Annotated in this window: 14 protein-coding genes; 6 read left to right on the top strand and 8 right to left on the bottom strand. The window is 69.7% G+C overall.

Features of this window, described 5'->3' with window-relative positions:
- Window positions 1–66: 66 nt before the first annotated feature.
- Together AC5JJ2_RS09655 and AC5JJ2_RS09650 are read right to left on the bottom strand one after the other, a co-directional pair.
- The gene (locus tag AC5JJ2_RS09655) at window positions 67–2,190 is read right to left on the bottom strand and encodes an elongation factor G (protein ID WP_495857772.1); all 2,124 of its coding nucleotides are present in this window, start codon (window positions 2,188–2,190) and stop codon (window positions 67–69) included.
- Window positions 2,191–2,274: 84 nt separating this feature from the next.
- Window positions 2,275–5,619, bottom strand: coding sequence for a 3-keto-alpha-glucoside-1,2-lyase-like domain-containing protein (locus tag AC5JJ2_RS09650; RefSeq protein WP_495857771.1), 3,345 nt, complete (start codon window positions 5,617–5,619; stop codon window positions 2,275–2,277).
- Between the two features lie 224 nt (window positions 5,620–5,843).
- Between AC5JJ2_RS09650 and AC5JJ2_RS09645 the strand changes: the two genes are divergently transcribed.
- From AC5JJ2_RS09645 to AC5JJ2_RS09635, 3 genes are all read left to right on the top strand, one after another.
- The gene (locus AC5JJ2_RS09645) at window positions 5,844–6,650 is read left to right on the top strand and encodes a glycerophosphodiester phosphodiesterase (protein ID WP_495857770.1); all 807 of its coding nucleotides are present in this window, start codon (window positions 5,844–5,846) and stop codon (window positions 6,648–6,650) included.
- Between the two features lie 513 nt (window positions 6,651–7,163).
- Window positions 7,164–7,820, top strand: a complete 657-nt coding sequence (locus AC5JJ2_RS09640; protein ID WP_495857769.1) for a redox-sensing transcriptional repressor Rex — start codon at window positions 7,164–7,166, stop codon at window positions 7,818–7,820.
- A gap of 181 nt (window positions 7,821–8,001) precedes the next feature.
- Window positions 8,002–10,422, top strand: a complete 2,421-nt coding sequence (locus AC5JJ2_RS09635) for a DUF1549 and DUF1553 domain-containing protein (protein WP_495857768.1) — start codon at window positions 8,002–8,004, stop codon at window positions 10,420–10,422.
- A 153-nt stretch (window positions 10,423–10,575) separates the two neighbouring features.
- On the opposite strand, the gene AC5JJ2_RS09630 is transcribed toward AC5JJ2_RS09635, so the two are convergent.
- The 4 genes from AC5JJ2_RS09630 to AC5JJ2_RS09615 all read right to left on the bottom strand — a co-directional run bounded on the left by AC5JJ2_RS09630 (window position 10,576) and on the right by AC5JJ2_RS09615 (window position 18,706).
- Window positions 10,576–12,519: a dihydroorotate dehydrogenase gene (locus tag AC5JJ2_RS09630; RefSeq protein ID WP_495857767.1), complete on the bottom strand. Its 1,944-nt coding sequence runs from the start codon at window positions 12,517–12,519 to the stop codon at window positions 10,576–10,578.
- A gap of 53 nt (window positions 12,520–12,572) precedes the next feature.
- Complete coding sequence (locus AC5JJ2_RS09625; RefSeq protein ID WP_495857766.1) at window positions 12,573–13,721, bottom strand: ATP-grasp domain-containing protein; 1,149 nt, start codon at window positions 13,719–13,721, stop codon at window positions 12,573–12,575.
- 194 nt (window positions 13,722–13,915) lie between these two features.
- Window positions 13,916–16,519, bottom strand: coding sequence for a fused MFS/spermidine synthase (locus AC5JJ2_RS09620; RefSeq protein WP_495857765.1), 2,604 nt, complete (start codon window positions 16,517–16,519; stop codon window positions 13,916–13,918).
- A 129-nt stretch (window positions 16,520–16,648) separates the two neighbouring features.
- Window positions 16,649–18,706, bottom strand: a complete 2,058-nt coding sequence (locus AC5JJ2_RS09615; RefSeq protein ID WP_495857764.1) for a hypothetical protein — start codon at window positions 18,704–18,706, stop codon at window positions 16,649–16,651.
- Window positions 18,707–19,003: 297 nt separating this feature from the next.
- On the opposite strand from AC5JJ2_RS09615, the gene AC5JJ2_RS09610 reads away from it, so the two are divergent.
- Window positions 19,004–19,312, top strand: coding sequence for a hypothetical protein (locus AC5JJ2_RS09610; RefSeq protein WP_495857763.1), 309 nt, complete (start codon window positions 19,004–19,006; stop codon window positions 19,310–19,312).
- Between the two features lie 197 nt (window positions 19,313–19,509).
- Here the strand turns inward: AC5JJ2_RS09610 and AC5JJ2_RS09605 are convergent, their stop codons facing one another.
- A complete protein-coding gene (locus tag AC5JJ2_RS09605) occupies window positions 19,510–20,325 on the bottom strand; it encodes an arginase family protein (RefSeq protein WP_495857762.1) in 816 nt (271 codons plus the stop codon).
- Between the two features lie 102 nt (window positions 20,326–20,427).
- Between AC5JJ2_RS09605 and AC5JJ2_RS09600 the strand changes: the two genes are divergently transcribed.
- Both AC5JJ2_RS09600 and AC5JJ2_RS09595 read left to right on the top strand, forming a co-directional pair.
- The gene (locus AC5JJ2_RS09600) at window positions 20,428–20,928 is read left to right on the top strand and encodes a gamma carbonic anhydrase family protein (protein ID WP_495857761.1); all 501 of its coding nucleotides are present in this window, start codon (window positions 20,428–20,430) and stop codon (window positions 20,926–20,928) included.
- 25 nt (window positions 20,929–20,953) lie between these two features.
- A complete protein-coding gene (locus AC5JJ2_RS09595) occupies window positions 20,954–22,204 on the top strand; it encodes a M24 family metallopeptidase (RefSeq protein ID WP_495857760.1) in 1,251 nt (416 codons plus the stop codon).
- A 123-nt stretch (window positions 22,205–22,327) separates the two neighbouring features.
- Here the strand turns inward: AC5JJ2_RS09595 and pckA are convergent, their stop codons facing one another.
- Entirely contained in the window at window positions 22,328–23,806 is a 1,479-nt protein-coding gene (gene pckA, locus AC5JJ2_RS09590; RefSeq protein ID WP_495857759.1) for a phosphoenolpyruvate carboxykinase (ATP), read from the bottom strand.
- Between the last annotated feature and the right edge of the window lie 234 nt (window positions 23,807–24,040).

The following is a 24,040-nucleotide window of genomic DNA, read 5'->3' as shown; positions in this document are numbered from 1 at the left end:
GGCCGGCTGAAACGCAAGGGGCCGCGGCGAGGGTGACCTCGCCGCGGCCCCGGCCGACTCGACTCGTTATTCCCCCAGCATCTCGCGCCGGACCTCGGCGGGGGCCGGCTCGTAGCTGTGCGGCTCCAGCCCGCTCGCGGCCCGGCCCTGGCTGAGGCTCCGCACCCGGTCCGCGTAGTCGAACAGCAGCCGCAGCGGAACGAACGCCTCCACCTCGAACGTGTCGCCCGCGCCGAGCGCCTCCTGCCGCTCGATCACGCCCCGCCGCTGCGTCAGGTCGCCGATGACGTTCCCCAGGAACTCGTTCGGCGTCGTCACCGTCACCCGCATGATCGGCTCCATCAGCTGGATGTTGCCGTCGATCGCCTCCCGGTACGCCTGCGACGCGGCCTTGAGGAACGCATCCTCGCTGCTCAGGTTCGGGTCCGCCGCCGCGCCGGTGATCGTCGCCTGCACGTTCATCATCGGGTAGCCGAGTTCGCCCGTCTGGAGCGCGTCGAACAGCCCCCGCTCCGCGGCGGCCGCGAACAGCGGCGGCAGCGTTTCCGGGCCGACCGAGTTGTTCACGATCACCGGCTTGTCCGTCTTGAAGTTCGTGAACGACACCCGCAGCTTCGCGAACGCCTGCTTGTCCCCCATCCGGTCCACCTCGACCTCGACCGTCTTCCCGGCGATCAGTTGCTCGCGGAAGCTCACCCGCGGCTTGCCGACGCGGACCTTCAGCCGGAAGTCGCGCTCCAGCCGGTGGCGCTTCACTTCGAGGTGCAGCGTCCCCATGCCGCTCATGACCGTTTGGGCCGTGTCCTTGTCGAGCTTCACCTTGAACGTCGGGTCCTCGAGCTGCAACAGGGCCAGCGACGACGCGAGCTTGTCCTTGTCCCCGCCGCTCTCCGGCTCGATGGATTGACTCACGACGGCTTCCGCGAAGGAGATCGCCTCTAGCAGGATCGGGCTGGCCGTTTCGCAGAGCGTGTCGCCGGTCACGGAGTCCTTCAGCCCGAGCACGCAGACGATGTCCCCGGCCGGGGCGCTCTCGACTTCCTCCAGGTCCTTCAGCGGGTTGGCGTGGACGTGGAAGATTTTGGCGATGTTCTCCTTCACGTCCTTGCCGGCGTTGTACGCCCGCATGTTCGGCTTCATCACGCCGGAGTAGACGCGGATGAAGAACCGGTTCCCGTTCGGGTGGCCGACGGCCTTGAACACGAGGCCGCAGAACGGCTCCTTCGGGTCGGGCTTCCGCTTCTCTTCCTTCTTGCCCTTCGGGTTCACCCCGACGACCGGCGGCCGGTCGAGCGGCGACGGCAGGTAGTACGTGATCGCGTCCAGGAGCGGCTGGACGCCGATGTGCTCGCGGCCGCTGCCGGCGAGCACCGGGTAGATGCGGCGGGCGAGCGTCTGCTCGCGGACGAGCTGCCGGACCTTCGCCGGGTCGGGGGCCTGGCCTTCGAGCAAGGCGCTCGTTATGAGGTCCTTGTCGTCGGCCTCACTCAGCACGTCGAACAGCTTCGTGCGGTAGTCCTCCGCTTCGAGTTGGCTGTCCTCCGGGATCGCCTCCACCTTCATCGTCTTGCCGTAGTCGGACGGCTCGAAGTAGATCGCCTTCATCTCGATCAGGTCGATGACGCCCTTGAACGGCGTCGGGCTGTCCTTCGCGGACCCGTACCCGATCGGGATGACGACCGGAACCGGCCGGCCCTGGCTCGCCGGGTCGGGCGTCAGCCGCTGGCGGATGGTGGCGAGCGTCTTCGCGAAGTCCGCCCCGACCACGTCCATCTTGTTCACGAACACGACCCGCGGGACGCCGTACTTGTTCGCCTGCCGCCACACCGTCTCCGACTGCGCCTCGACCCCCTTCTGGCCGTCGAACACGCACACGGCCCCGTCGAGGACGCGGAGCGACCGTTCGACCTCGGCGGTGAAATCGACGTGCCCCGGCGTGTCGATGAGGTTGACGGTGAACCCCCGCCACGGGAACGGGACGCACGCCGAGTAGATGGTGATGCCGCGGGCCTGTTCCTCGGCGTCGTAGTCCGTCTCGGTCGTGCCCTGGTCCACGCCGCCGAGCTTGTGCTTGACGCCGGCGTAGAAGAGCAGGTGCTCGGTCGTCGTCGTCTTGCCGGCGTCGATGTGGGCGATGACGCCGATGTTGCGGAGCTGTTTGAGGTCGTCGGTGGGGGAGGATTTCGCCATGGCATCGCTCGCAAGGCCGTCAGCGGACCGCGAAGAGCGACGCCGAGGACACGGGCATTTTACGGACGGGGGAAGGGCCGCGGGTCACTTCGGGGCGGGCAGCTCCTTGATCTCGATGTTCCGGTAGCGGATGCGGTCGTGCCCGGCGCAGTGGAACGCGATCCCCCCGCCGTCCGCCGGCATCTGGTCGTCGGTGAGGTCGGCCGTCCGCACGCCGTTCACCTCGACGGTGATCCGGTTACCCAGGACGACCACGTCGTAGCTGTTCCACGCCCGCAGTGGGATACGGTCGGCCGGCGTCTTCATCGGGAGGTCGGACCCGCGGGCGCTCAGCCGCCCCATCTCGTCGCCAACGGCGTTCTGCGGCGACCCGAGCATGATCCGGTACGGCGGGCGGTTCGGCGGCGACCCGAACAAGAAGACACGGCTGTTCCAGACCTCCGACTTCGTCGCTTCAAAACGGAGGTGGAAGTGCCGCGGCTTCACCCCGACCGGCACGATGTTCGTGCCCCCCGAAGAGTCCACGCCCTTCGGCCACTCGCCGACGATGGCCCCGTCCTTGACGGCCCAATTCGCCTTCGGGTTGCCGACGACCTGCCACCCCTCCAGGTCCTTGCCGTTGAACAGCGACTTGAACTCCGGTTCCTTCGGCGGGGCCGGGGCGGGCAGCTCCTTGAACTCGACGCTCTTGAACATCACCGTCGCGTTGCCGGGGCAGCCGAGGGTGAACGGCCGGCCGTCCGCCGGCAGGTCCGGGTCGGTGTAGTCGGCCGTCCGCTTGCCGTTCACGTCCACCGTCACCCGCGGGCCGGACACGATCACGTCCAGCGTGTACCACTCGGTGTTCGCGACCGGCAGCGGCCCGCCGAGCAGCGGGGCCGCGGCGCGGGTTTTCCCCGTGGCGTACTCCAGCCGCCCGACCTCGCGGTCCGGCTGCGGGGTCGTGCAGCCGGTGAACACGATGTACCGCCCCGGCCCCGGCCCGCCCCACGGCCACGCGCCGGGGTTCTTGTTGTTGGCCGTGTACTTCATGTCGCAGAACAGGGCGACGATGCCGGCCCACCCGTCGGACTTCTTCGTGACGAGCCGCAGGTGGTAGTGCCGCGGGGCCAGGCCCTTCGGCCACGCCAGGATCGTCCCGCCGGCGTTCTTGAGGAAGCTGCCGACGAGGACGCCGTCCTCGACCCGCCAGCTCCCCTGGCCCATGCCGGACGTCTCCCACCCGGTCAGGTCCTTGCCGTTGAACAGGGCCTTGAACTCGGGCGGCTTCGGCGGGGCGTTCGGGTCGGGCAGCTCCTTCATCTCGATGGTTTGGAACCGGACCGTCGTGCCGGCCGAGACGTGGACCTTCAGGTCGCCGGGGCGGGCCGGCATGTCCGGGTCGGTGTGGTCGGCCGTCCGCTTGCCGTCCACGTCCACGGTGATGCGGTTGCCGCGGACGATCACGTCCAGCGTGTACCACTGCCGCCGCTCGGCCTTCACGTCGAGCTTCGCGCGGGGGTTGCCGGGGGCGATCAGCCGGCCGACGTAGGCGGTGGCCGGGTCCGTGCTGCCGAGGGTGATGCGGTACAGCCCGCCGGGGCCGTGCAGGTTCCGCGGCCCCTCGCTGTACAGGTACAAGAGCGCCCCCGGCCCGACCGGGCCGGCGACCTTCACCCGCAGGTGGTAGTGCCGGGGCATGGGGCGAAGCTTCCGCAGCGTCGTCGGCATGGCCGGCGGCTTGGTTTTCATCGCGCCGAAGAGTATCCCGTCGGCGACCTTCCACGACGTGCCGTCCTGGTTGCCGAGCCGCTCCCACCCGGACAGGTCCTTGCCGTTGAACAGCGGGACGAAGTCCTTCTCCGGCGGGGCCGAAACGACCGGCGGCGGGGGCGGCGGGTCGTCGTCCTCGTCGTCAACCGTGGGAACGACCGGGGTGGCCGCCGCGACCGCCGGCTCGACGGGCTTCAACTTCGCGGACACGACCTTGCGGTCGTTGTGCGCGATCTCGACCGTCTCGCCGGCGACGGTGACGCCGTTCCGCTTCACCTCCAGCTTCCGCGTGCCGGCCGGGACGCGGATTTCGGCCGACTGATTCCCGTCGGCCCACTTCACGCTCACCTTCCCGTCGTCCACGAACACCTCGGCGTCCGGGGCGAGGTCGGTCAGCTCGATGGTCCCGTCCTTCGTCTTCACGAACAGCGTCGAGGCCGCGATCACGGCGGCCGCCAGCCCTGCCAGCACCGCCGCGGCGACGGCGGCCGGCTTCTTCCACCCGCCGCGGGTCGGCTCGGGGGGCGGAACCCAGTCCACGGTCGTGCCGCCGGTGGCGAACGGTTCCAGTGCCAGCGCGACCTCGGCCGGCGTCTGATGGCGGTCGGCCGGGGCCTTCGCGATCATCTTCAGCGCGATGTCGGCGAGCTTCGGCGGCACGTCCGGCCGCTGCGCGTCTAGCCGCGGCGGGGCGTCCTGGGCGTGCGCCATCAGGAAGCCCGTCGGCGAGTCCGCGACGAACGGCGGCCGGCCGGTGAGGAGCGCGTACAGCGTGCAGCCGAGGGCGTAGATGTCCGTGCGGATGTCCGCCGACTTGCTGTCGCGGGCCTGCTCCGGCGACATGTACGCGAGCGTCCCCATGACGACGTTCTCGCCCGTCAGCGGCCGGCTCTCGTCTCCCCCCCGCGACTCGTCCCGCGCCTTCGCCAGGCCGAAGTCCACGATCTTCACGACCGGCTTCCCGCCCACGGTCGTCAGTAGCAAGTTGCTCGGCTTGATGTCGCGGTGGACGACCCCCCGCTCGAAGGCGTGCTGCAACCCGTCGGCCGCCTGCGCGACGAACCGGCAGGCGTCCTGAATCGGCAGCGGGCCGGTCTTCGCCAAGTGGCCGTCGAGGCTGTCGCCGGCGAACTCCATGCTCAGCACGAGCAGGTCGCCGACCCGGTGCGTGGCGTAGGGCGTGACCACGTTCGGGTGGTTCAGCTGCCCGATCGCCTCGATCTCCTGTTGGAACCGGGCCATCGCGTCGGCCGAGCCGATCCGGGCCGGGATGACGACCTTCAGCACCTCGTCCCGCTTGAAGCTGACGTTGCGGGCGAGGAACACGGCCCCCATGCCGCCCTGCCCGAGCGGTCGGACGTTCTCGTACTGCGGCAGCGACCGGAGCCGCGCGAGGATGTCCGCGGCCGCGCCGGGGACGACCGGCGGGCCGTCGGTGTCGCCTTGGACGGCTGTGCCGGTCGGCCCCTGGTCGTCGAACGCCCGCGACCCGCCCGGCCCGACGGCGCTTTGCAACCGGTCGAGGAACCCGTCCCCGCTGACCTCCGCGACCCGCCGGCGGCAGTCGTCGCAGACCGTCAGGTGGCGGTCGATGACGGTGCTGGCCGCGTCGTCGAGCGTGCCGAGGCCGTACTTCGCGAGGGCGTCGTCGGTGGGGTGCTGGTGGGCCGCGGTCATGGGAGTCTCCGGGCGGGGCGGGACTATTCTTGTTCGCCGGCGGGGGAACTACAAGGGAAAGGTCGCGGCCGGCGGAAACCTGACGGGAATCCGGAAAGAATTGCCCGCGGCGTTCTTCGCCTTCTTCCCTCCCCCGTCGGAGTCGGGGCTAGAAAGGGAGATACCCCGGCCCGGCCCCTCGGCACGGTCGGGTTCCGAACCCTCAACTAGCCCCCGGTGACGCCATGACCCACGCGGTCGTCCTGCTCGCGGTCCTGATCCTGCTCGCCGTCCCGGCGGCCGCGGCCGACCCGCCGCGGCCGCTCGTCGTCGCGCACCGCGGCCTGCTCCTGCACGCCCCGGAGAACACGCTCGCCAACTTCCGCGCGTGCCTCGAGCTGCGGCTCGGGTTCGAGTTCGACGTGCGAACGACGAAGGACGGCCACCTCGTCTGCGTCCACGACGAGGACGTGACGCGGACGACCGACGGCACGGGCAAGGTGGCCGACCGGACGCTCGCCGAGGTCCGCCGGTTGGACGCCGGCCGGTGGTTCGACGCCGCGTTCGCCGGGGAGAAGGTCCCGACCGTGGATGAAGTTCTCGCTTTGGTCGGCGAGTACCGGCGGCACGACGTGCTCATCGCCGTCGATCTGAAGGCGGCGGGCGTGGAGGCCGGCGTCGTGCGGCTGGCCGAGAAGCACAAGGTCCTCGACCGGCTGCTGTTCATCGGCACGACGATCGAGACGGCCGCGGTCCGCGACCGGTTGAAGGCGGCGGCGGCCGCGGCCCGGACGGCCGTGGTGGCGAACGCGGCCGACGAGTTCGCGGCGGCCCTCGGGGGGGCGAACGGCGACTGGGTGTACTTCCGCTACCTGCCGTCCGAGAAGGAAGCGGCCGCGGTGCGGGCGGCCGGGAAGCGGTCGTTCATCGCCGGGACGGCGGTGAGCGGCCGTGTGCCGGCGAACTGGCGGCGGGCCGCGGCCGTCGGCCTCGACGGCGTCCTCACCGACTACCCGCTGGACCTCCGGGCGGAACTGAGGGCGAAGAAGTGACCCCCGCCGACCGGCCGCGTTGACCGGCGACACCGCCACCGCCGCCACCGCCACGGGTGGCCCCCCGTGGCGGAGTCGCCACCTGGGTTGACGCGACACCTATAATATCTATTTGTACACATTGGGCGTCGGTGTACTCGACGACCGGGTACTGGCCGCCGCCGGGTTCACTGTGATAGCGGACGACCGTGCCGACGACCCTGGTTCCACGACGGGAGAGGAGGGCGGAGCGGTAGGACAAGCCGACGCCGATGGCGAGGAACGGGCCGCCCACGACGAGCATCACATACCCGACAATCTCGTCGCTCATGGCCGCCCCATCCTCCCGCGCCGCCGGTCAACCGCGGACGGCGCACGAAACCCATCGCCACGGCGGGGCGGCGCGGCGTGAGCGCGACGCCCGCCGTTGATCCGGGCAGGCGGTCCCGCGCGGGTGCCGGTTGACCGTTCCCCGAACGCGGTTTACGTTGAAGGTGTTGACGGAGCGACACCTGCCCCGGATCGGAGTTCTTCGTGAGCCAGAGTCGGGCCGACGACGCCCCCGCCGAGCTGTCCCGCGCGACGGCCCAACGGCTCAGCTACTACCTCCGCTGCGTCGCCGCCGTCCCGGCCGGGGCGACCGTGTCCAGCTCCCAGCTCGCCGCGTCCGTCGGCGTCAGCGACGCCCAGGTCCGCCGCGACCTCGCCGCCCTCGGCCACCTCGGGCAGCGGGGCGTCGGGTACGACGCGGCCGCCCTCGCCGCCATGATCCGCCGCACCCTCGGCACCGACCGCGGGTGGCGGGCCGTCCTCGTCGGCGTCGGGAACCTCGCCCGCGCCCTCCTCCGCTACCGCGGGTTCCGCGACCAGGGGTTCCAGATCGTCGGCCTGTTCGACGCGGCCGCCGACAAGATCGACCACGAGGTCGAGGGCCTCCGCGTCTTCCCGATGCCGAAGCTGAAGGAACAGGTGGCGTTGCTAAAGGCCGACCTCGGCGTCCTGACCGTCCCGGCCGAGGCGGCGCAGACGGTCGCGGACGAACTCGTGCGGGCCGGGGTGAAGGGGTTGCTCAGCTTCGCCCCCGGCATCCTCCGCGTGCCGCCGCGGGTGAGCGTGGTGACGGTCGATCTCGCGATCCAGTTCGAGCAGCTGGCGTTCCTCGTGAACCACGGCCCGACCGACGGCGCGTGAACCGTTCGTAGAACCCGGAGCGGTAGCGACGGGGGTGTTGGTCGTGTCCAACACCCCGTCGCTACCGCTCCGGGTTCTACAGAGTGGCCCCGCTTCACTTGACCCGGCCCCGTCTTTCGGCCACGATAGTGGCATCCCACCCCGCGGCGTTCCGCCGTCCGCTCTTGGCGAACGAATTCCGATGAAACTCACCCTCGCCGCCCTCGGCCTGCTCTGCCTCGCCCCCTTCGCGGCCGCCGACGGCCCGAAGCTGACCGTCTACCCGCCGTCGATCGCCCTCGACTCGCCGCGGGCGGAACAGCGGGTCGTCGTCCTCGGCACGTCCGCCGACGGCCGCGTGACGGACCTGACGCGGGAGGCGAAGTACGAAATCCGAAGCACGAAATCCGAAACGGCCCGCGCCGATGGCAACGTCGTGCGGCCGGTCGCGGACGGCACGGCGACGTTGACCGTCACCGCGCACGGCGCGACGGCGACCGTTCCCGTCACCGTCAGCAAACAGACGGCCGACGAGCCGGTGAACTTCGCGGCGGAGGTCGAGCCGATCCTGACGAAGGCCGGGTGCAACGGCGGGAACTGCCACGGGGCGCAGCACGGCCGCGGCGGGTTCCGGTTGTCGCTGTTCGCGTTCGACCCGGCGTTCGACCACGACCAGATCGTCCGCAGCAACGAGGGCCGCCGCGTCGTCCTTTCCGACCCGGACCGCAGCATCGTGCTGGCGAAGCCGGCCCTCGCGATGGAGCACGGCGGCGGCGAGAAGTTGAAGCTGAACTCGCGGGAGTACGCGACCGTCCGCCGGTGGCTCGAAGACGGCGCGCCGGAACCGCCGGCGAAGGAAACCACGGTCGCCAAGCTTGAAGTCTTCCCGCCGGCGCGGGTGATCTCGCCGAACGAGCAACAGCAGCTGGCCGTCACCGCCGTCTGGTCCGACGGCCGCCGCGAGGACGTGACGCCGCTGGCGCAGTTCGACGCGCTGAACGAGGCGGTCGCGGCGGTCACGCCGGCCGGCCTCGTCACCGCGAAGGCGACCGGCGAAACGCACGTCATGGTCCGGTTCATGGGTCAGGCCACCGTCGCCCAGGTCACGCTCCCGTTCGCGAAGCTCAAGGACTTCCCGAAGCTGCCGGCGAACAACTTCATCGACGAGAAGCTGATCGCGAAGTGGCGGGACCTCGGCCTCGTGCCGTCGCCGGCCGCGACGGACGCCGAGTTCCTGCGGCGGCTCTACCTCGACGCCATCGGCACGCTGCCGACGCCGGACGAGGTGCGCGCCTTCTTGAAGGACGCGGACCCCAAGAAGCGGGCGAAGGCGATCGACGCGGTGCTGAACCGGCCGGAGTTCCTCGACTGGTGGGCACTCAAGTGGGGCGACCTGCTGCGGATCAACCGGCAGGCGCTCGACGAGAAGGGGATGTGGAGCTTCCACAACTGGGTGCGGGCGGCCGTCCGGGACAACAAGCCGGCCGACGAGTTCGCCCGCGACATCCTCACCGCGGAGGGCAGCACGTACACCGACGGCCCGGCGAACTTCTACCGCGTCGCCCGCAGCCCGGAGGACTGGTCGGAGGCGGTGACGCAGGTGTTCCTCGGCGTCCGCGTGCAGTGCGCCAAGTGCCACCACCACCCGTTCGAGAAGTGGAGCCAGGACGACTACTACGGCATGACCGCGTTCTTCGCCCGCCTGGGGACGAAGACGAGCCAGGAGTTCGGCATCTTCACCCGCGAGACGGTCATCTTCCTCCGGCCGACCGGCGAGGCGACGCACCCGCGGAAGCGAAAGGTCGTGAAGCCGCACCCGTTCGACGGCCCGGAGGTGGACGACGAGTTCGACCGCCGCAAGAAGCTCGCCGACTGGATGACGACGCCGGACAACCCGTTCTTCGCGAAGAACATCGTCAACCGCTTCTGGGGCTACCTCATGGGCCGCGGGTTGGTCGAACCACTCGACGACCTGCGGGCGACGAACCCGGCGAGCAACCCGGAACTGCTCGACGCGCTGGCGAAGGATTTCGTTCAACACAAGTTCGACGTGAAGCACCTGCTCAAGATGATCTTCAACAGCCGGGCGTACCAGTTGTCGTCGGCCGTGACGGACGGGAACCGGGCGGACGCGACGAACACGCACTTCACCCGGTACACGACGAAGCGGCTGACGGCCGAGCAGACGGCCGACGCGCTCGATTCCGCCACCGGGACGCGGGAGAAGTACCCCGGCCTGCCGCTCGGCACGCGGGCGGCGCAGCTGCCGGACCCGGAGGTGCGGTCGTTCCTGCTGGACACGTTCGGCCGCCCGGCCCGGCAGGTGGTGTGCGAGTGCGAGCGGACGACGAAGCCGAACATCGCGCAGGCGATGCACCTCATGAACGGCGACTTCCTGAACAAGAAGATCGCCGACCCCGCCGGCCGAATCGCGGGGCTGGCGAAGGCGAAGCCGGCGGCGGCGGTCGAGGAGCTGTACCTGGCGACACTCTCGCGACCGCCGGCAGCGGAGGAGACGGCGAAGGCGCTCGGCTGGATGAACGGCGCGGCGACGGCGAAGGACGGGTTGCAGGACTTGCTGTGGGTGTTGCTGAACAGCCGAGAGTTCCTGTTCAACCATTGAGCCGCACCCGTCAATGGTTTTCAGGCTGAAAGCCTGGCACATGTCAGCCCAGGGCAACGCCCTGGGTCGGACAACCGCGGAGGGCAAGCCCTGAAAGGGCGACCCAGCGCAACCTGTGCTGCCCTTTCAGGGCTTGTTGCGTCGGGTGTCGGCCTACCCAGGGCGTTGCCCTGGGCTGACATGTGTAACCCCTTCGGGGTAAGAACCGGCCGCCTGTGTCGCCATGTACGGTCGCAACAGCGCCAGCCCCGCGAGGTACGCCGTCAGCCCCGCGAACGCGGGGACGAGGTGGCCGAGGTCCGTGTACCCGACGGCGTAATGTACGATAATCGCCGGCGCGTACCCCGCGACGCCGGCGACGAGCATCGTCCGCCACAGCCACGGCTGGTTCGCCCGAATTCCCCAAAGGCACGTCAGCAGCTGCACCACACCGAAACAGATCAGCATCCCGCCGAACGTCGCCCGGTCGTGCGCGATCAGCGGCAGCAGCCGCGGGTTCGCTTCCGCGAGCGCGGCCGACGTGGTTCGCATGAACGCGAGGTCTTCGGGCACGAACACGACCGTCATCCCGAACCCGCCGATGACGACGCCCGCGCCGAGTACGCCGACCGCGTGGAGGATCAGCAGGAACTGGCCCCACAGGCCGCGCTTCCAATTCCGATTCGTGCGGGTCGGCTGGTTCCTAATGGGTTGGTGCGGCCCGAGGTCGGCGTAGACGGCGAGCAGCAGGAACTGGAACAAGATGCCGGTGACGAATGCGTGCAGCACGTCCAGGTAGCCGAAGCCGAGGAAGAAGAAGAACGACAGGAACCCGACGCCGGCGGAGCTGACGACCGCGACCTGCGCCCAGTGCTGCCCGCGGCGGACCCCGCCGAGCGACAGGCCGACGTAGAACAGCCCGAGCGCCACCATCGTACCGGCGAGGGTGACGCGGTCGTGGGCCATGAACGGCAACAGACGCGGGTTCACGTCCCGCAGTTGGGCGCACGTCATGCCGACGAACTGCTCGTCGTAAGGCAGCACGACGCGGGTGGCGGCGATGCCGAGCGCGAGCAAGGAGCCGACGGCCATGCCGACGCCCATGAGCAGCGTCCAGAACCACGACCGCTTCGCCGGCCGGGCCGGCGGCGGGTCGGGGTCGTCGCGGGTGGCGCGGTCGAGGACGGCCTCGTTGATCGCCTTCACCAGCCCCGGCCCCGTGAAGACGAGGCCGCTGTCCAGTTCGACGAGGTTTGCGCCGGCGTCGAGCAGCGCGAGGGCATCGGCCGCTTCGTGGACGCCGCCGCGGGCGACGATCGCGAACGCCGGGCCGAACCGCTTGCGGACGGCGGCGACGAGCTTGATCGCCGGTTCGAGGGCGGGTGAACCGATCACGTTCCCGCCGTCGATGATCGCACCGGCCGCACCGGCGATGATTTCCAAGTCGGGTGAATCCGTGACGACCGGCAAGAGCGGTTTGCCCCCTGGGACCGCGGGCGTCCCGCCCGCCCACCTTTCCTTGTCCGGGGACTCATCTTTCGCGGCTGGGGCCGTGGCGGGCGGGACGCCCGCGGTCCCAGGCCGGAACAGCCGCGCCGGGACACCGACCAGCGCCGCGTGCGGCGACACGACCTTCACCAACTCGGCCAACTCGTCCGCCGTGTCCGCGGTCAGCCGCACGAGCAGCGGCACGCCGGCCCGCGCGGCTTCCGCCAGCTTCGGGACCGCGGACGCGATTCCCAGCGGCGGGTGCGGGTCCGGGAAGGAGATCGTTTGCGAATCGTCGTGCCGCTCGACCCGCGGCGGGGTCGGCGGTTCGTTCAACCCGACCGGTCCCACGTCCAGGAAGCCGACGCCGAACCGGGCGAACGCCGGCAGCGCCACGGCCTCCGGGTCCAGCCCCGGCCCGAGGCCGACCGGCGACGCGAACCGGACGCCGAGGATCGTCACGCCGAGCCGCGGGTCCGGCCGCATGTGGCCGAGCAGGTCGATGACCGTGCCGCCGAGCGGCAGCCGGGCGAGCCGGCCCATGACGCCGAGCGCGACGGCGCGGGCCGTCCGGGCGGGCAGCCGGTACAGCAACGGGCGGGAGACGGTGCGGTAGAACCAGTCGGGCATGGCGGATCATCCCACGACGGGAACCGCAAGGGAAGGGGCGGCCGCAACCGGCATCACCCCGCGAACAGCCGGTCCAGCTCCGCGGCGCGGCGCATCAATTCCAAGACGCACGCCTCCTCCGTGGCCCCCTCCGCGAGGACCGTGCAGACCGGGTGGCCGGCCGCGATCGCGTCCCCGGCGTGCGGCAGGTCGGCGAAGTCCGGCCGCCGCCACACGTCGGTGCAGCGGGCCAGCGACTCGTCCCACGGGCCGAACGCGGGGAACGTCAACCGGCGGGGGGCGTAGTAGATCGCCTTGCCGACGACGCGGGCCGGAGCGTCCAGTCTGGGGTCGCGCCGGGTGGGATCGCTCTCGGCCGCCGGTTCAAATTCCCGGAGGTGTCGGCCCAACAGCGCCACCCCGGTCCCCAACTCGTACACCTCGGTCGAAGCCGGATACCGCGGGTTGAACTCGACCGGGCAGACCTGAGAATCGCGGAGGATGAAATCGACCCCGAACAGTCCGATCATCCCCCACGTTTGACACCACTCCATGATGTCATCGAGCTGGCGGCCGACGCCTGGGCCGAGGTCGAGTGGCCCGATGCTCCCGGCGTAGTGGAACGGGCGGGCGTGTAACCAGTTCTCGCCGACGAGTTGACGAGAGCAACCGACCAACTCTACCCCTTCACGGAGGCCGTGGAAGAGGGCCGAGTAGGACGGCCCGTCCGCCCATTCCTGCGCGTAGATCGGTTCGTCGTCGGTCGCGGCCCACTCGGCGGGCGTCGTAACGCGGACGCCGAACCCGGCCGCGCCCTTGAGTGGTTTCCGCAGCCATCGGCGATCCGCGGGCAACGCCTCGCCCGGTCGGACGACCGCGAGCGGGGCTTCGAGCCACCGGGTCCACTCCAGGGGGTCGCGAACGGTTTCCAGGTTCTCGGCCAACACGCCGCGAAGCGGTCGCGTTGCCGAAATGATTTCGACGACGTGCGGGTAATTCTCCAGCCCGCCGGTGTACATCCACGGCATCGGCGGCAGTTGCCGCGCGAGTTCGACGAACCCGTGCGGGTAGTCGCTCATCGGGAGCTTCCGCACGTCACACAGGCGCTGCGTGTCGGCGTCGGCGAACAGGTCGAGGACGACCGGCTCGAACCCGGCGCGGAGCGCGGACCCGGCCGCCGCCCGGCCGCTCGCGCCGACGATCAGCAGCCGGTCGCGGGCCATGGGGTTCCTTCAGTGTCTTGTCTTGGTTTTCTTCCCTCCCCCCTTGGGGGGGAGGGCTAGGGAGGGGGGTAGACCTCCCCCCCGCGGTGAGGATCGCGTTTGCAACGGGGCGCGCTCAGCCCCCCTCCCTGGCCCTCCCCCCCAAGGGGGGAGGGAACAAGAGTCGGGCCTCGCAAAGCCTCGCCCGCCGCTCGCTACTCCTTCACCGCCTCGATCGTCGGGAGGCCGAGCCAGCCGCGGAGCTGCTGGACCTCCTTGATCCGCATCACGCTCAGCACGTCCGCGTAGTCGTCCGTCCACGCCCGCACCTGCGGCACCACGACCATCTCCCGCCACCGGTTCGGCTTCAGCTCGTGGTCGAACGTCTCCGGCCGGTACTTCGTCGTGTACTTCTCGTCCCGGAAGGCCGCCAGCGCCTCCGGCTTCTTCGCCAGCACCACCCACGTCGATTGCGACTTCCCCGGCGGGTACTCCTCCGTCTTGTCGAACCAGGTGTCGTTGAACTCCAGCACCGGCACGCCCAGTTCCTGCGCGATCTTCGCGACCACCAGCTCCAGCCGGATGTACCGGTTCGAGATGTGCAGCGCGACGATCCCGTCGTCGACGACGCGGTCCAGGTACAGTTGCACCGCCTCCTTCGTCAGCAGGTGGACGGGGATCGAGTCCGAGCTGAACGCGTCGACGAGCAGCAGCTTGTGCTTCACGTCCTCGGCCTGGAGCTTCAGCCGGGCGTCGCCCATGACGAACCGCATCGTCGCCCCGCGCCGCTCGGCGTCCTTCACGTAGGTGAAGTTCTTGTCCGTGTCCGCGACCATCGCCTTCACCACCGGGTCGATCTCGTAGAAGGTGAGCGTCTGCCCGGCCCCGGCGTAGCACGACACCGACCCGGTGCCGAGGCCGACCATCGCGAAGTCGGCCCGCGGGTAGCGGTTGTACGTCACGTCGAAGACGTGGCCGACCGGCCCGTTGCGGTGGTAGTACGTCAGCGGCTCCTGCTTGTAGTCCCACGTCGTCCACGCCCCGGCCTTCGCGATCACCGACCACGGGTCGAGCGGGCCGGCCACCTGGACGGCGTTGAATTTCCGGCTGCTGTTCGACAGCCCCTCCAGTTCCAGGAACGCCGGGACGCCGGCCGCGGCCGTGGACTGGATGCCGTGCAGCGTCGTACCGTGGACGAGGCGGCGGCGGTTGTAGTGCTCCGTGATGTCGTAGACGCCGCCGTCCTCCGTCAGGTAGCGGGTCACGTCCGAGGTCTCCTCCTTCACCTCCATGATGCCGAAGAAGCTGCGGGCGCGGTCGATCGTGTCGCGGGACTCCTGCCGGAAGTGGCCGACGAACAGCAGGGCGGCCACGCACAGCCCGAACCGCAGCGGCCGGTCGATGAAGAAGAAGCAGATCATGGCCGGCATCGCGTACAGGATGAGTTCCTTCACCCGGTCGCCGCGGAGGGCGATGTTGACGCCGCTAAACTTGAGGCCGCCGGACAGGTTGTCCGCGATCCAGGCGCAGAGTTGGTTGAACCCGCGGAACGCCGGCAGGGCCGTCAGCCCGGCGACGAGCGCGAGCATCACGCACGGGATGACGAAGTCGAGCAGGCGGTTCCGCTGCTCCTTCGCCGGCGAGGCCGGCGTGTCGTCGAGCCTCGGGATCAACATGCACCCGACGGCGATGGTGATCGGGTACTCCCACGCCTGCCGGAACGCGACCGGGGCGACGAGGGCGTTGAACACGCCGCCGAGCATCCCGCCGAGGGACATCCAGAGGTAGAAGTTCGTCAGGTACGCGATCGACGGCCGGTCGCGGGCCAGCTCCGAGTGGCAGAGCAACGCCGTCAGGAAGTACGCGACGAGGTGCAAGAGCAGCGAGTAGAAGACGTTGTCGATCTTCGTCGTCGAAACAAGGACGAACACGAGGAGCAGCGTCACGACCGGGCTGATGTTGCCGAGGACGGGGCGGAACCAAGACGGCGTTCGGGCGAACGCGATGATGAACGTGACGAGGTAGAGGGCCAGCGGGCCGACCCACAGCAGCGGGATGGACGCGATGTCGGTCGTCATGTGCGTCGTCACGCCGAGCATCAGACTCGACGGCACGAACGCCAGGCCGAGCCACCGCAGCTTGCGGGCGAGTGTCGGCGGCGGCTCTGTCGGCGCGGCGGACTTCACGGCCACCACTTCCGCCTGTTTCACAGAGTTCCCGCACACGTACACGAGCGCCAGCAGCGCCACGAACCCGCCGAAGAAGAGCCACGCCTGTTCGACCAGTCGCAGGCTCGGCTCGGTGACGAGCGGGTAGCCGAGGAGCGAGATGAGGCTACCGGCGTTGCTGGCGGCGTACAGGAAGTACGGGTCTTTCGCGCTCGGGTGGCCGCTGTACGCGAACCACCGCTGGAGCAGCGGGGCGCTCGTCGAGACGGCGAAGAACGGCACGCCGATGGCCACGGTGAGCAGCGCCAGCACGCCGAACATCGGGTACGCGGTGTTGTCCGGGGCGAGGGATTCGACGACGGGGATGGGCGAGTTCTTCGGCCCGAGCAGCGCGGCGAGCAGCATGACGCCGACGGACCCGCCGAGGACGGCGAGGTGCAGGGCGACCTGCCGCCGCGGGCCGAGCTTGGCGGTGAGCTTGTGGGCGTACAGGTAGCCGAGGAGAAGCACGGCCTGGAAGAAGACCATGCACGTGTTCCACGCGGCCGGGCTGCCGCCGAGCAGCGGCAGGATCATGCGGCCGATCATCGGCTGGACCATGAACAGCAGGGAGGCGCTGACGAAGAGGGTGAACGCGTACAGGATTGGCACGGGCCGATTCCCCGACGATGGGCGGTGGTGCGAGTCTCTCCACGGGTTGTATCGAGACGGCCGGGCGCGGGGTAGAAGTGGGGGTGACGGGAAAGCCCCGGCACGATCGTGCCGGGGTTTCGGGGGCGGTTACTTCTTCTCCTTCTTGGGTTCCTCTTTCTTCTTCGGCTCCTCCTTCTTCGGTTCGGTCACCGTCACCTTCGCGAAGTCGGTGTGGTACGCGAAGTCCTTCCCGCCGCTCTTGGCCGTGCCGCGGAGGTAGAACGTCGCCGGGCCGACGGCCGCGGCCGCGGCGGGGTTGACCTCGATCTCGACCTCGCTCGCCCCCTTCGGGATCGGCTTCAACTTCGCCGTCACGTTCGCCGGCAGGTTCTGCGCGGCCAACGCGATCTCGTCCGCGAACCCGTCGGCCCGCTTCGCCGTCACCTTGCCCTTCACGGCCCCGCCCTTCAAGACCTCCGGCTTCTCGAACGTGATCGCGAGCGTGAACAGCGGCTTCTCGGCGGCCGTCGCGTACATCTGCGGCGCGAACTGCGGCGGCACGTTCGGCAGACCGGCCAGGGCCGGGCGAACCACCTCCGCGAGGTTGGCCGTCTTCGTCACGTCCTTGCCGTCGATCTTCGCCGTCGCCTTCACGATGAACGGGATCAGCCCCGGCTTCGCCCCCGGCTTGAGCGTCACGGTCATCAGCAGCGGCGTCGCCGGCAGCGGGTTCGCCGCCGCGGGGAGCGTCAGCGTGCCGACGAGCGAGTCCGACACGACCGCCATTTCGACCGGCAGGTTGAACCCGTTGAGCTTCGTCAGCCCGACGACGGGGAGCTGCGCCACCCCGCCGCCGGACACGTCGATCCGGTCGAGGCCGAGCGCGACTTCAAAATCCGGAGCCGCGGGGCGGACCGTGAGGTGGTACACCTCGGCCGAGCCGTACCCGTAGTTCAGGTGCTCGGTGACGGCGTAGAACTCGCCGTCGGCGGCCGGCGTGAACTCGGCCCGCGCCGTCGCCTGGGCCGGGTTGGACTTCGCCAGTTCCGCCCCCTTCGCGTCCACGACCTTTAGCAGCACCTCGGCCGGCGAGTTGACCTCGTAGGTGCGGGCGATCAGTTCGAGCTTCTGCCCCTTCTTGCCGGGGAACGCGAAGTAGTCGAGGTCCGCCTTCTCGGCGAACCGGGCCGACACGCCGCCGGGCACGGGCAGCTTGTTCGCCTTCGCGAGTTCGTTGTTCGGCTCGGCTTCGACACTTTCGGGATGCGGGCTGACCAGTACGGGGATGCCGACGCCGCTCGGCCCGCCGTCCCGCTTCGGGGCCGCGAGCATTGCCGTTCCGGTTCCCTTCACCGCGACCGGCTTCACGCCGTCGAGGCCGGGGCCGGTGAAGTTCACGTTCGCCGTCTTGTCCTTCTCCACGGCGAGCGGGTAGGCGGTCGTCGCGCCGGGGAAGTCGCCGATGCGGAGGCGATACGTGAAGTCGTTGCCGCCGCGGTACGTCGTGTCGCGGATCTCGACGATCACGTCTGTTGCCGTCGGGAACGTGTGCGTCAGCCGGGCGTCGGATTGCAGCCCCGGCGTGTCGTCGGCGTACAGGGCGGGCAGCTCCCGGCCGGTCTTCGCGTCGTGCAGGATGACGACGGGGTCCAGTTGCGAGCCGAGCCGCCGGGCGACGGCCTCGAACGTGAGCCGCTGGCCGGGGGACACCTTCACCTGGTAGAAGTCGCTCGACTCGACGGCGACGCTCCCCATGACGACGCACGGGGAAGTCACGACCATCGGCGAATTCTTCTTGTTGTTGCCCGGCTTCTTCTCGATTTCCGGCAGGTCGTCGATGCTGAGCGATCGGGCGTTCGAGACGCCGTTCTTGGTGACGACGCGGACTTGGTACAGCCCGACGGCCGAGGCCTTCGGCGTCTCGACGGAGACGGTCACGCGGTCGGCCTTCACCGCGTCCTTCACGAGCGTGGCCTTCGCGCCGTCGGCGGAAAAAAGCACGGCGGTCGCGTCGGCGAGGTTCGTGCCGACGAGGGTGAGGTCGGCCTTGCCGCCGGCCGGGACGCCGAGGTTCGCGGGGCTGGTCAGGACCGGGAACTGCGGCGGCAGTGTGGGGATCGCGGGCTTCTGCTGCGCGACGGACGGCACGGATTGCGACGCCACGGCGGTCACCGCGGCGAGGAAGGCGAGCGTACGATAGGGCATGGCGCGGACCTCGGACGGAAGAGCGAACCGGCGGGATGCCGTGATGATACTTCCGCGGCGCAGGGGCGTCGAGGAAAAGCCCCGACTTCCGAAGTCCGGCTTCGACTTCGGAAGTCGATCCCGCGGCGAAGCATTTACGGCGGCCGCATCCGCTCCTCCGTCCCATCGACTTCCGAAGTCGAAGCCGGACTTCGGAAGTCTGTACCGATTCTGCGGCCGCGATTGACCTTGGCGCGGCGGCCGTTCGACGGCACAGTACGCCCCTGCGCTCTAAGCTCCTGACAGGAGGTATTCACGGTGCGAAACTTACTCGCGTTGCTCGGGTTGGCCCTCGTCCTGTTCTTCGGGATCGGCTACTTCCGCGGCTGGTACACGTTCAACTTCTCGACCGGGACGGACGGGAAGACGAACATCCAGATCGGCGTGGACCAGTCGAAGCTCGGGACCGACCTGAAGGACGGCAAGCAGTGGGCCGGGGAGAAGATCGACCAACTGAAGCAGCCGAAGACGGACGCGAACGTGCAGCCGGCATCCGGGACGCAACCGGCCCCCGCGAGCCTGCCCGCGCCGGTCGGGGCGCTGCCGCCGCTGCCGGGCAAGAAGTAGCCGGCTTTCCCGCCCTGAAAGGGCGGTTCTTACAGCGAAGGCCGTCAGGCCTGGTACACGAGCAACGACAACATCCCGGCCCTGAAGGGGCCGTGCGCGAGAAACGCACGGCCCCTTCAGGGCCGGGGCGTTTGCGATGTGTAGTTTCCAGGCCTCACGGCCTTCGCTATAAGAACCGGCCCTTCAGGCCGGAAAACTCACGGCTCGTACCGCCTCAGCAGCAGCCACTCCAGCAGCCAGCCCAGCAGGTTCAGGCTCGCGTCCCGCACGTCGCGGCCGGGGGCGAACTCGCTGACCGAGACGCCGGCCACCTTCTCGCCCCACACCGCTTGCACCAGCGCCAGGAACTGCGGCGGCGACAGGCCGAACGGCATCGGCTGGCACACGGCCGGCAAGAACTGCGGGTCCAGCGCGTCCGCGTCCAAATCAATCCACACTCGCGGCGCGGCCGCCACGTGTTCCCGCAGCTCCGCGACCACGCCCTCAAAGTCCGCCGCCAGCCGGTCCGCGGCGTACACCGCCGCGAACGTCCGCCCCACGTGCTTGGGCGTCAGGAACAGGTCGCGGCTTCCGACGTTCACCACCCGCGGCAGCGGCCCGTCGGCGTGCAACAGGAAGTTCCCGTGCGACAGCTCCGGCGTGCAGTCGTGCAGGTTGTACACGTCCAGGTGCGCGTCGAACTGCACCACCAGCGTCTCCGGGCCGAGTTCCTCCAGCACCGGCAGCACGCTCAGGTGGTTCCCGCCGAGCCACAGGAGGAAGTCGCCGGCCGCCAGCGCCTTCTTCGCCGCCTGCCGCCCGGTCGCCCGCCACGCCGCCGCCTCCGCCATCGTCTCGAACCGGAACTCGCGGACCTTCAACTTGTCGCGGAACGCGGTCGGACGAATCTGCCGGGCTTCCTTTTTCGTATCCGATAGCACCTCGCGGAGAACGTCGCCGAGCAGTTCCGCGCCCGCCCCGGTGCCGGAATTGCCGAATAGATCGAATGGGAAGACGACGGCGGTGGTTCGCATAACCGGTGCGGGCCTCAATCTCGGCCGGACCTCTGGGACGGAGTTCCCGGTCAAGATATGATGCGGGAAGTCGGTGAAGGACTCGCAACCCGGACGATCCCCATGCGGCGAATCGGCGACGTGTACATCGCGGGGACGGCTACCGTCACGGCTGACGTGACGCTCGGCCGCGGCGTGAGCGTCTGGTTCGGCGTGTCGATCCGCGGGGACGTGGCCCCGATCACCATCGGCGAGTTCACCAACGTCCAGGACAACGCCGTCGTCCACTGCGACTTCGGCCGGCCGAACGTCATCGAGCCGGAGGTCGTCGTCGGGCACGCCGCCGTCCTCCACGGCGTCCGCGTCGGGACCGGCACGCTCGTCGGCATCGGGGCGAAGCTGCTCGGCGGCACGGACGTGGGCGAGGAGTGCCTGATCGCGGCCGGGGCCGTCCTGCCGCCGGGCATGGTCGTCCCGCCGCGGTCGGTCGTCATGGGCACGCCCGGCCGGGTCGTCCGGTCGGCGACGGCCGCGGAAATCGCGAACACGCGGGCGATCAACCTCCGGTACCGGGACCTCGCCCGGCGGTACGCGGACGGCGAGATCGCCCGCCCCTACGGGTAACCTCTCAGCAGTTCGGACGGTGCGTATGGCCGCGGAAATCGAAGACGAAGACGCCGAGTCCATCTTCAACTCCGAGACCGACGGGGAGACGACGAGCATCTTCATGGACGTGGTGCCGCCGGACCTGCCGGACCCCACGGACGTGCAGACGGACAACGACCTGCTCGACCCGCGGATCGTCCAACGGCGGGCGGACATCGACGTGAAGCAGGCGAAGGTCGCGCACCTGCTCGAGGAGATGCAGTGCGAGGGCGTCGTGTTGCTCATGCCGGCGCACGTCACGTGGTTCACCGGCGGGATGAACGTGCGGGGCCTCATCGCCGACGGCGAGCGGCCCGGCGTCTACACGAACGGCCGGCAGCGGTGGCTGCTCGCGAGCAACATCGACGCCCAGCGGCTGTTCGACGAGGAACTCGACGGCCTCGGGTTCCAGCTCAAGGAGTGGCAGTGGAGCGTCGGCCGGGCGGTGCTGCTCGGCGAGCTGGTCCACGGGAAGAAGTTCGCGACCGACCGGCCGTTCCCGAACATGCCGATGATTAACGACAAGCTGCGGCCGGAGCTGCGGCCGCTGACCGAGTTCGAGCAGGCGCTGTACCTGTCGCTCGGGAAGGCGGTCGTCCACGCCATCGAGGCGACGGCGCGGGGCATCGAGCGGGGCGAGTCGGAGCAGGAGATCGCCGGCCACCTAGCGCACCGGATGTTCCGGCACGGGGTCGAGGCGACCGCGATCAGCGTGGCGGCGGACGGGCGGGCGAAGAAGGTCCGCCGGGCCGGGTTCACCGAGGCCCAGGTGGCGAACACCTGCTTCCTGCAGGCGACCGGCTGCCGGGACGGGCTGTACGCGACCGTCAGCCGGACCGTCTGCTTCGACGCCGCGGCCGACGCGTTCCGGCAGGAGTACGACGCGGCGGCGAAGATGTCCGCGATCTACCGGGCGATGAGCGTGCCGGGCGAGTCGATCACGACGGCGACGGAGACGGCCCGGAAGTTGGTGGTGAACGGCCCGTTCGAGTACGAGTGGCGGCACTCGCAGTCCGGGTACGGGGCCGGCCGGTTCCCGGCCGAGGAACTCCGCCGCGGCGGGGTGGACGAGAAGTTCGGGCTGGGCTGGCCGCTGGTGTGGCAGGCCAAAATTGGGGCGGCGGCGGTTGTAGACACGGTGGTGGTGGACCAGCACGCCCCGCTCCCGGTGACGCCGCCGGAGGTCTGGCCGTTCAAGCGGATCAAGCTCCGCGAGCAGTTCATCGACGTGCCGGACTTGTTGGTCCGGTCGTGACGACCGCTTCACAACAAGGGACCGCGGGCGTCCCGCCCGCTTCGCTCCCTGACTGTGAAGACTGATCCCCGGCGTCGGGAAGGTGGGCGGGCGGGACGCCCGCGGTCCCAGGCAAAACCCACCCTACCTTCTCTCTCTGAACAACTCCGCCAGCTTCGTCGCCGCCGCGTCGTAGGCGGCCTTGTCCGCCCAACTGTTCCGCGCGGTCAGCACCTCCGCCGGCACGTCCGGGCAACTCGTCGGCACGTCCACGCCGAACACCGGGTCCGGCACGAACGGCACGTCCTTCAGCGCCCCGGTCAGCACGCCCGTCAGCAGCGCCCGCGTGTGGCTTAGTTTGTACCGCGCCCCCGTGCCGTTCAGCCCGGTGTTCACCAGCCACACGGGGACGTTGAACCGGTCGAGCTTCGCCTTCAACATCTCCGCGTACCGCTTCGGCCGCAGCGGCAGGAACGGCTTCGCGAAGCACGTGCTGAACTCCGGCTGCACGCCGGTCACGCCCGCCTCCGTGCCGGCCACCTTCGCGGTGTACCCGAGCAGGAAGTGCTCCATCGCCAGCGCCGGCGACAGACGGGAGAGCGGCGGCAGCACGCCGTAGGCGTCGTAGGTGAGGAAGAAGATGTTCGCCGGGTGGCCGCCGCGGCCGGTCGGCTCGTAGTTCGGGATGAACTCGATCGGGTACGCGCCCCGCGTGTTCTCCGTGTACGTCGTGCTGTTGAAGTCCGGCGTGCCGGTCGCGTCGTCGATCGGGACGTTCTCCAGCACGCAGCCGAACCGCAGGGCGTTCCAGATTTGCGGCTCCCCGGCCGCGGACAGCTTGATCGTCTTCGCGTAGCAGCCGCCCTCGATGTTGAACACGCCGTCGTCGCCCCACCCGTGCTCGTCGTCGCCGATCAGCCGGCGGTTCGGGTCGGCGGAGAGCGTCGTCTTGCCGGTCCCGCTCAGGCCGAAGAACAGGGCCGTGTCCCCGGCCGCGCCGATGTTCGCCGAGCAGTGCATCGGGAAGACGCCGGCCCGCGGCAGCAGGTAGTTCAGCACCGTGAAGATCGACTTCTTGATCTCCCCGGCGTAGTGCGTCCCTGCCACAATCACGAGCTTCTGCGCGAACGAGATGGCGACGCAGACGCTCGACTTCGTGCCGTCGCGGGCCGGATCGCACTGGAAGTCGGCCGCGTGGATGACCGTCCACTGCGGGCGGAACGCGGCCAGTTGCGCGGCCGTCGGCTGGCGGAACAGGCACTTCGCGAACAGCGCGTGCCATGCCTTTTCCGCGATGACGCGGACGGGCAGCTCGTGCTTCGGGTCGGCGCACGCGAACCCGTCGAACGTGAACAAGTCGCGGTTCTGCAGATAGGCATGGACGAGGTCGCGGAGCCGGTCGAACGCGGCCGGGTCCATCGGCTGGTTGCCCGTCCAATCGACCTCGCCGTCGGTCGTCGCGTCGCGGACGGTGAACTTGTCCTTCGGCGAGCGGCCGGTGCGGGCGCCGGTGGTGGCGGCGAACGCCCCCATCGACGTGAGCCGGCCTTCCTGCCGCTGGACGGCCGCCTCGACGAGGGCGGCGGCGGACCGGTTGGCGTGCAGGCGGGCGTTCGCGATCATGACGGCGTCCGGGAAAAAAGTCTCCCCCCGGCGCGGCGGTCCCGCGGGCCGAGGGGAGAGAGGGTGATTATAGACGGAAATCGTCGGTGTCGGTTCGTGAACGGGATCGCGTTTCGCCCCGCGTTTCAGTGTTTTATTCCCTCCCCCCTTGGGGGGGAGGGTTAGGGAGGGGGGTCAGCTGCCTCCCGCGGACGCGATGCGCCTTGGGCGGGTCGGGCTGGGGCGCCCGCGCCG

The organism is Limnoglobus sp. (genome assembly GCF_059499385.1).
Note: the sequence above shows the minus strand (reverse complement) of the source record. Positions and strands in the feature narration are given on the sequence as shown.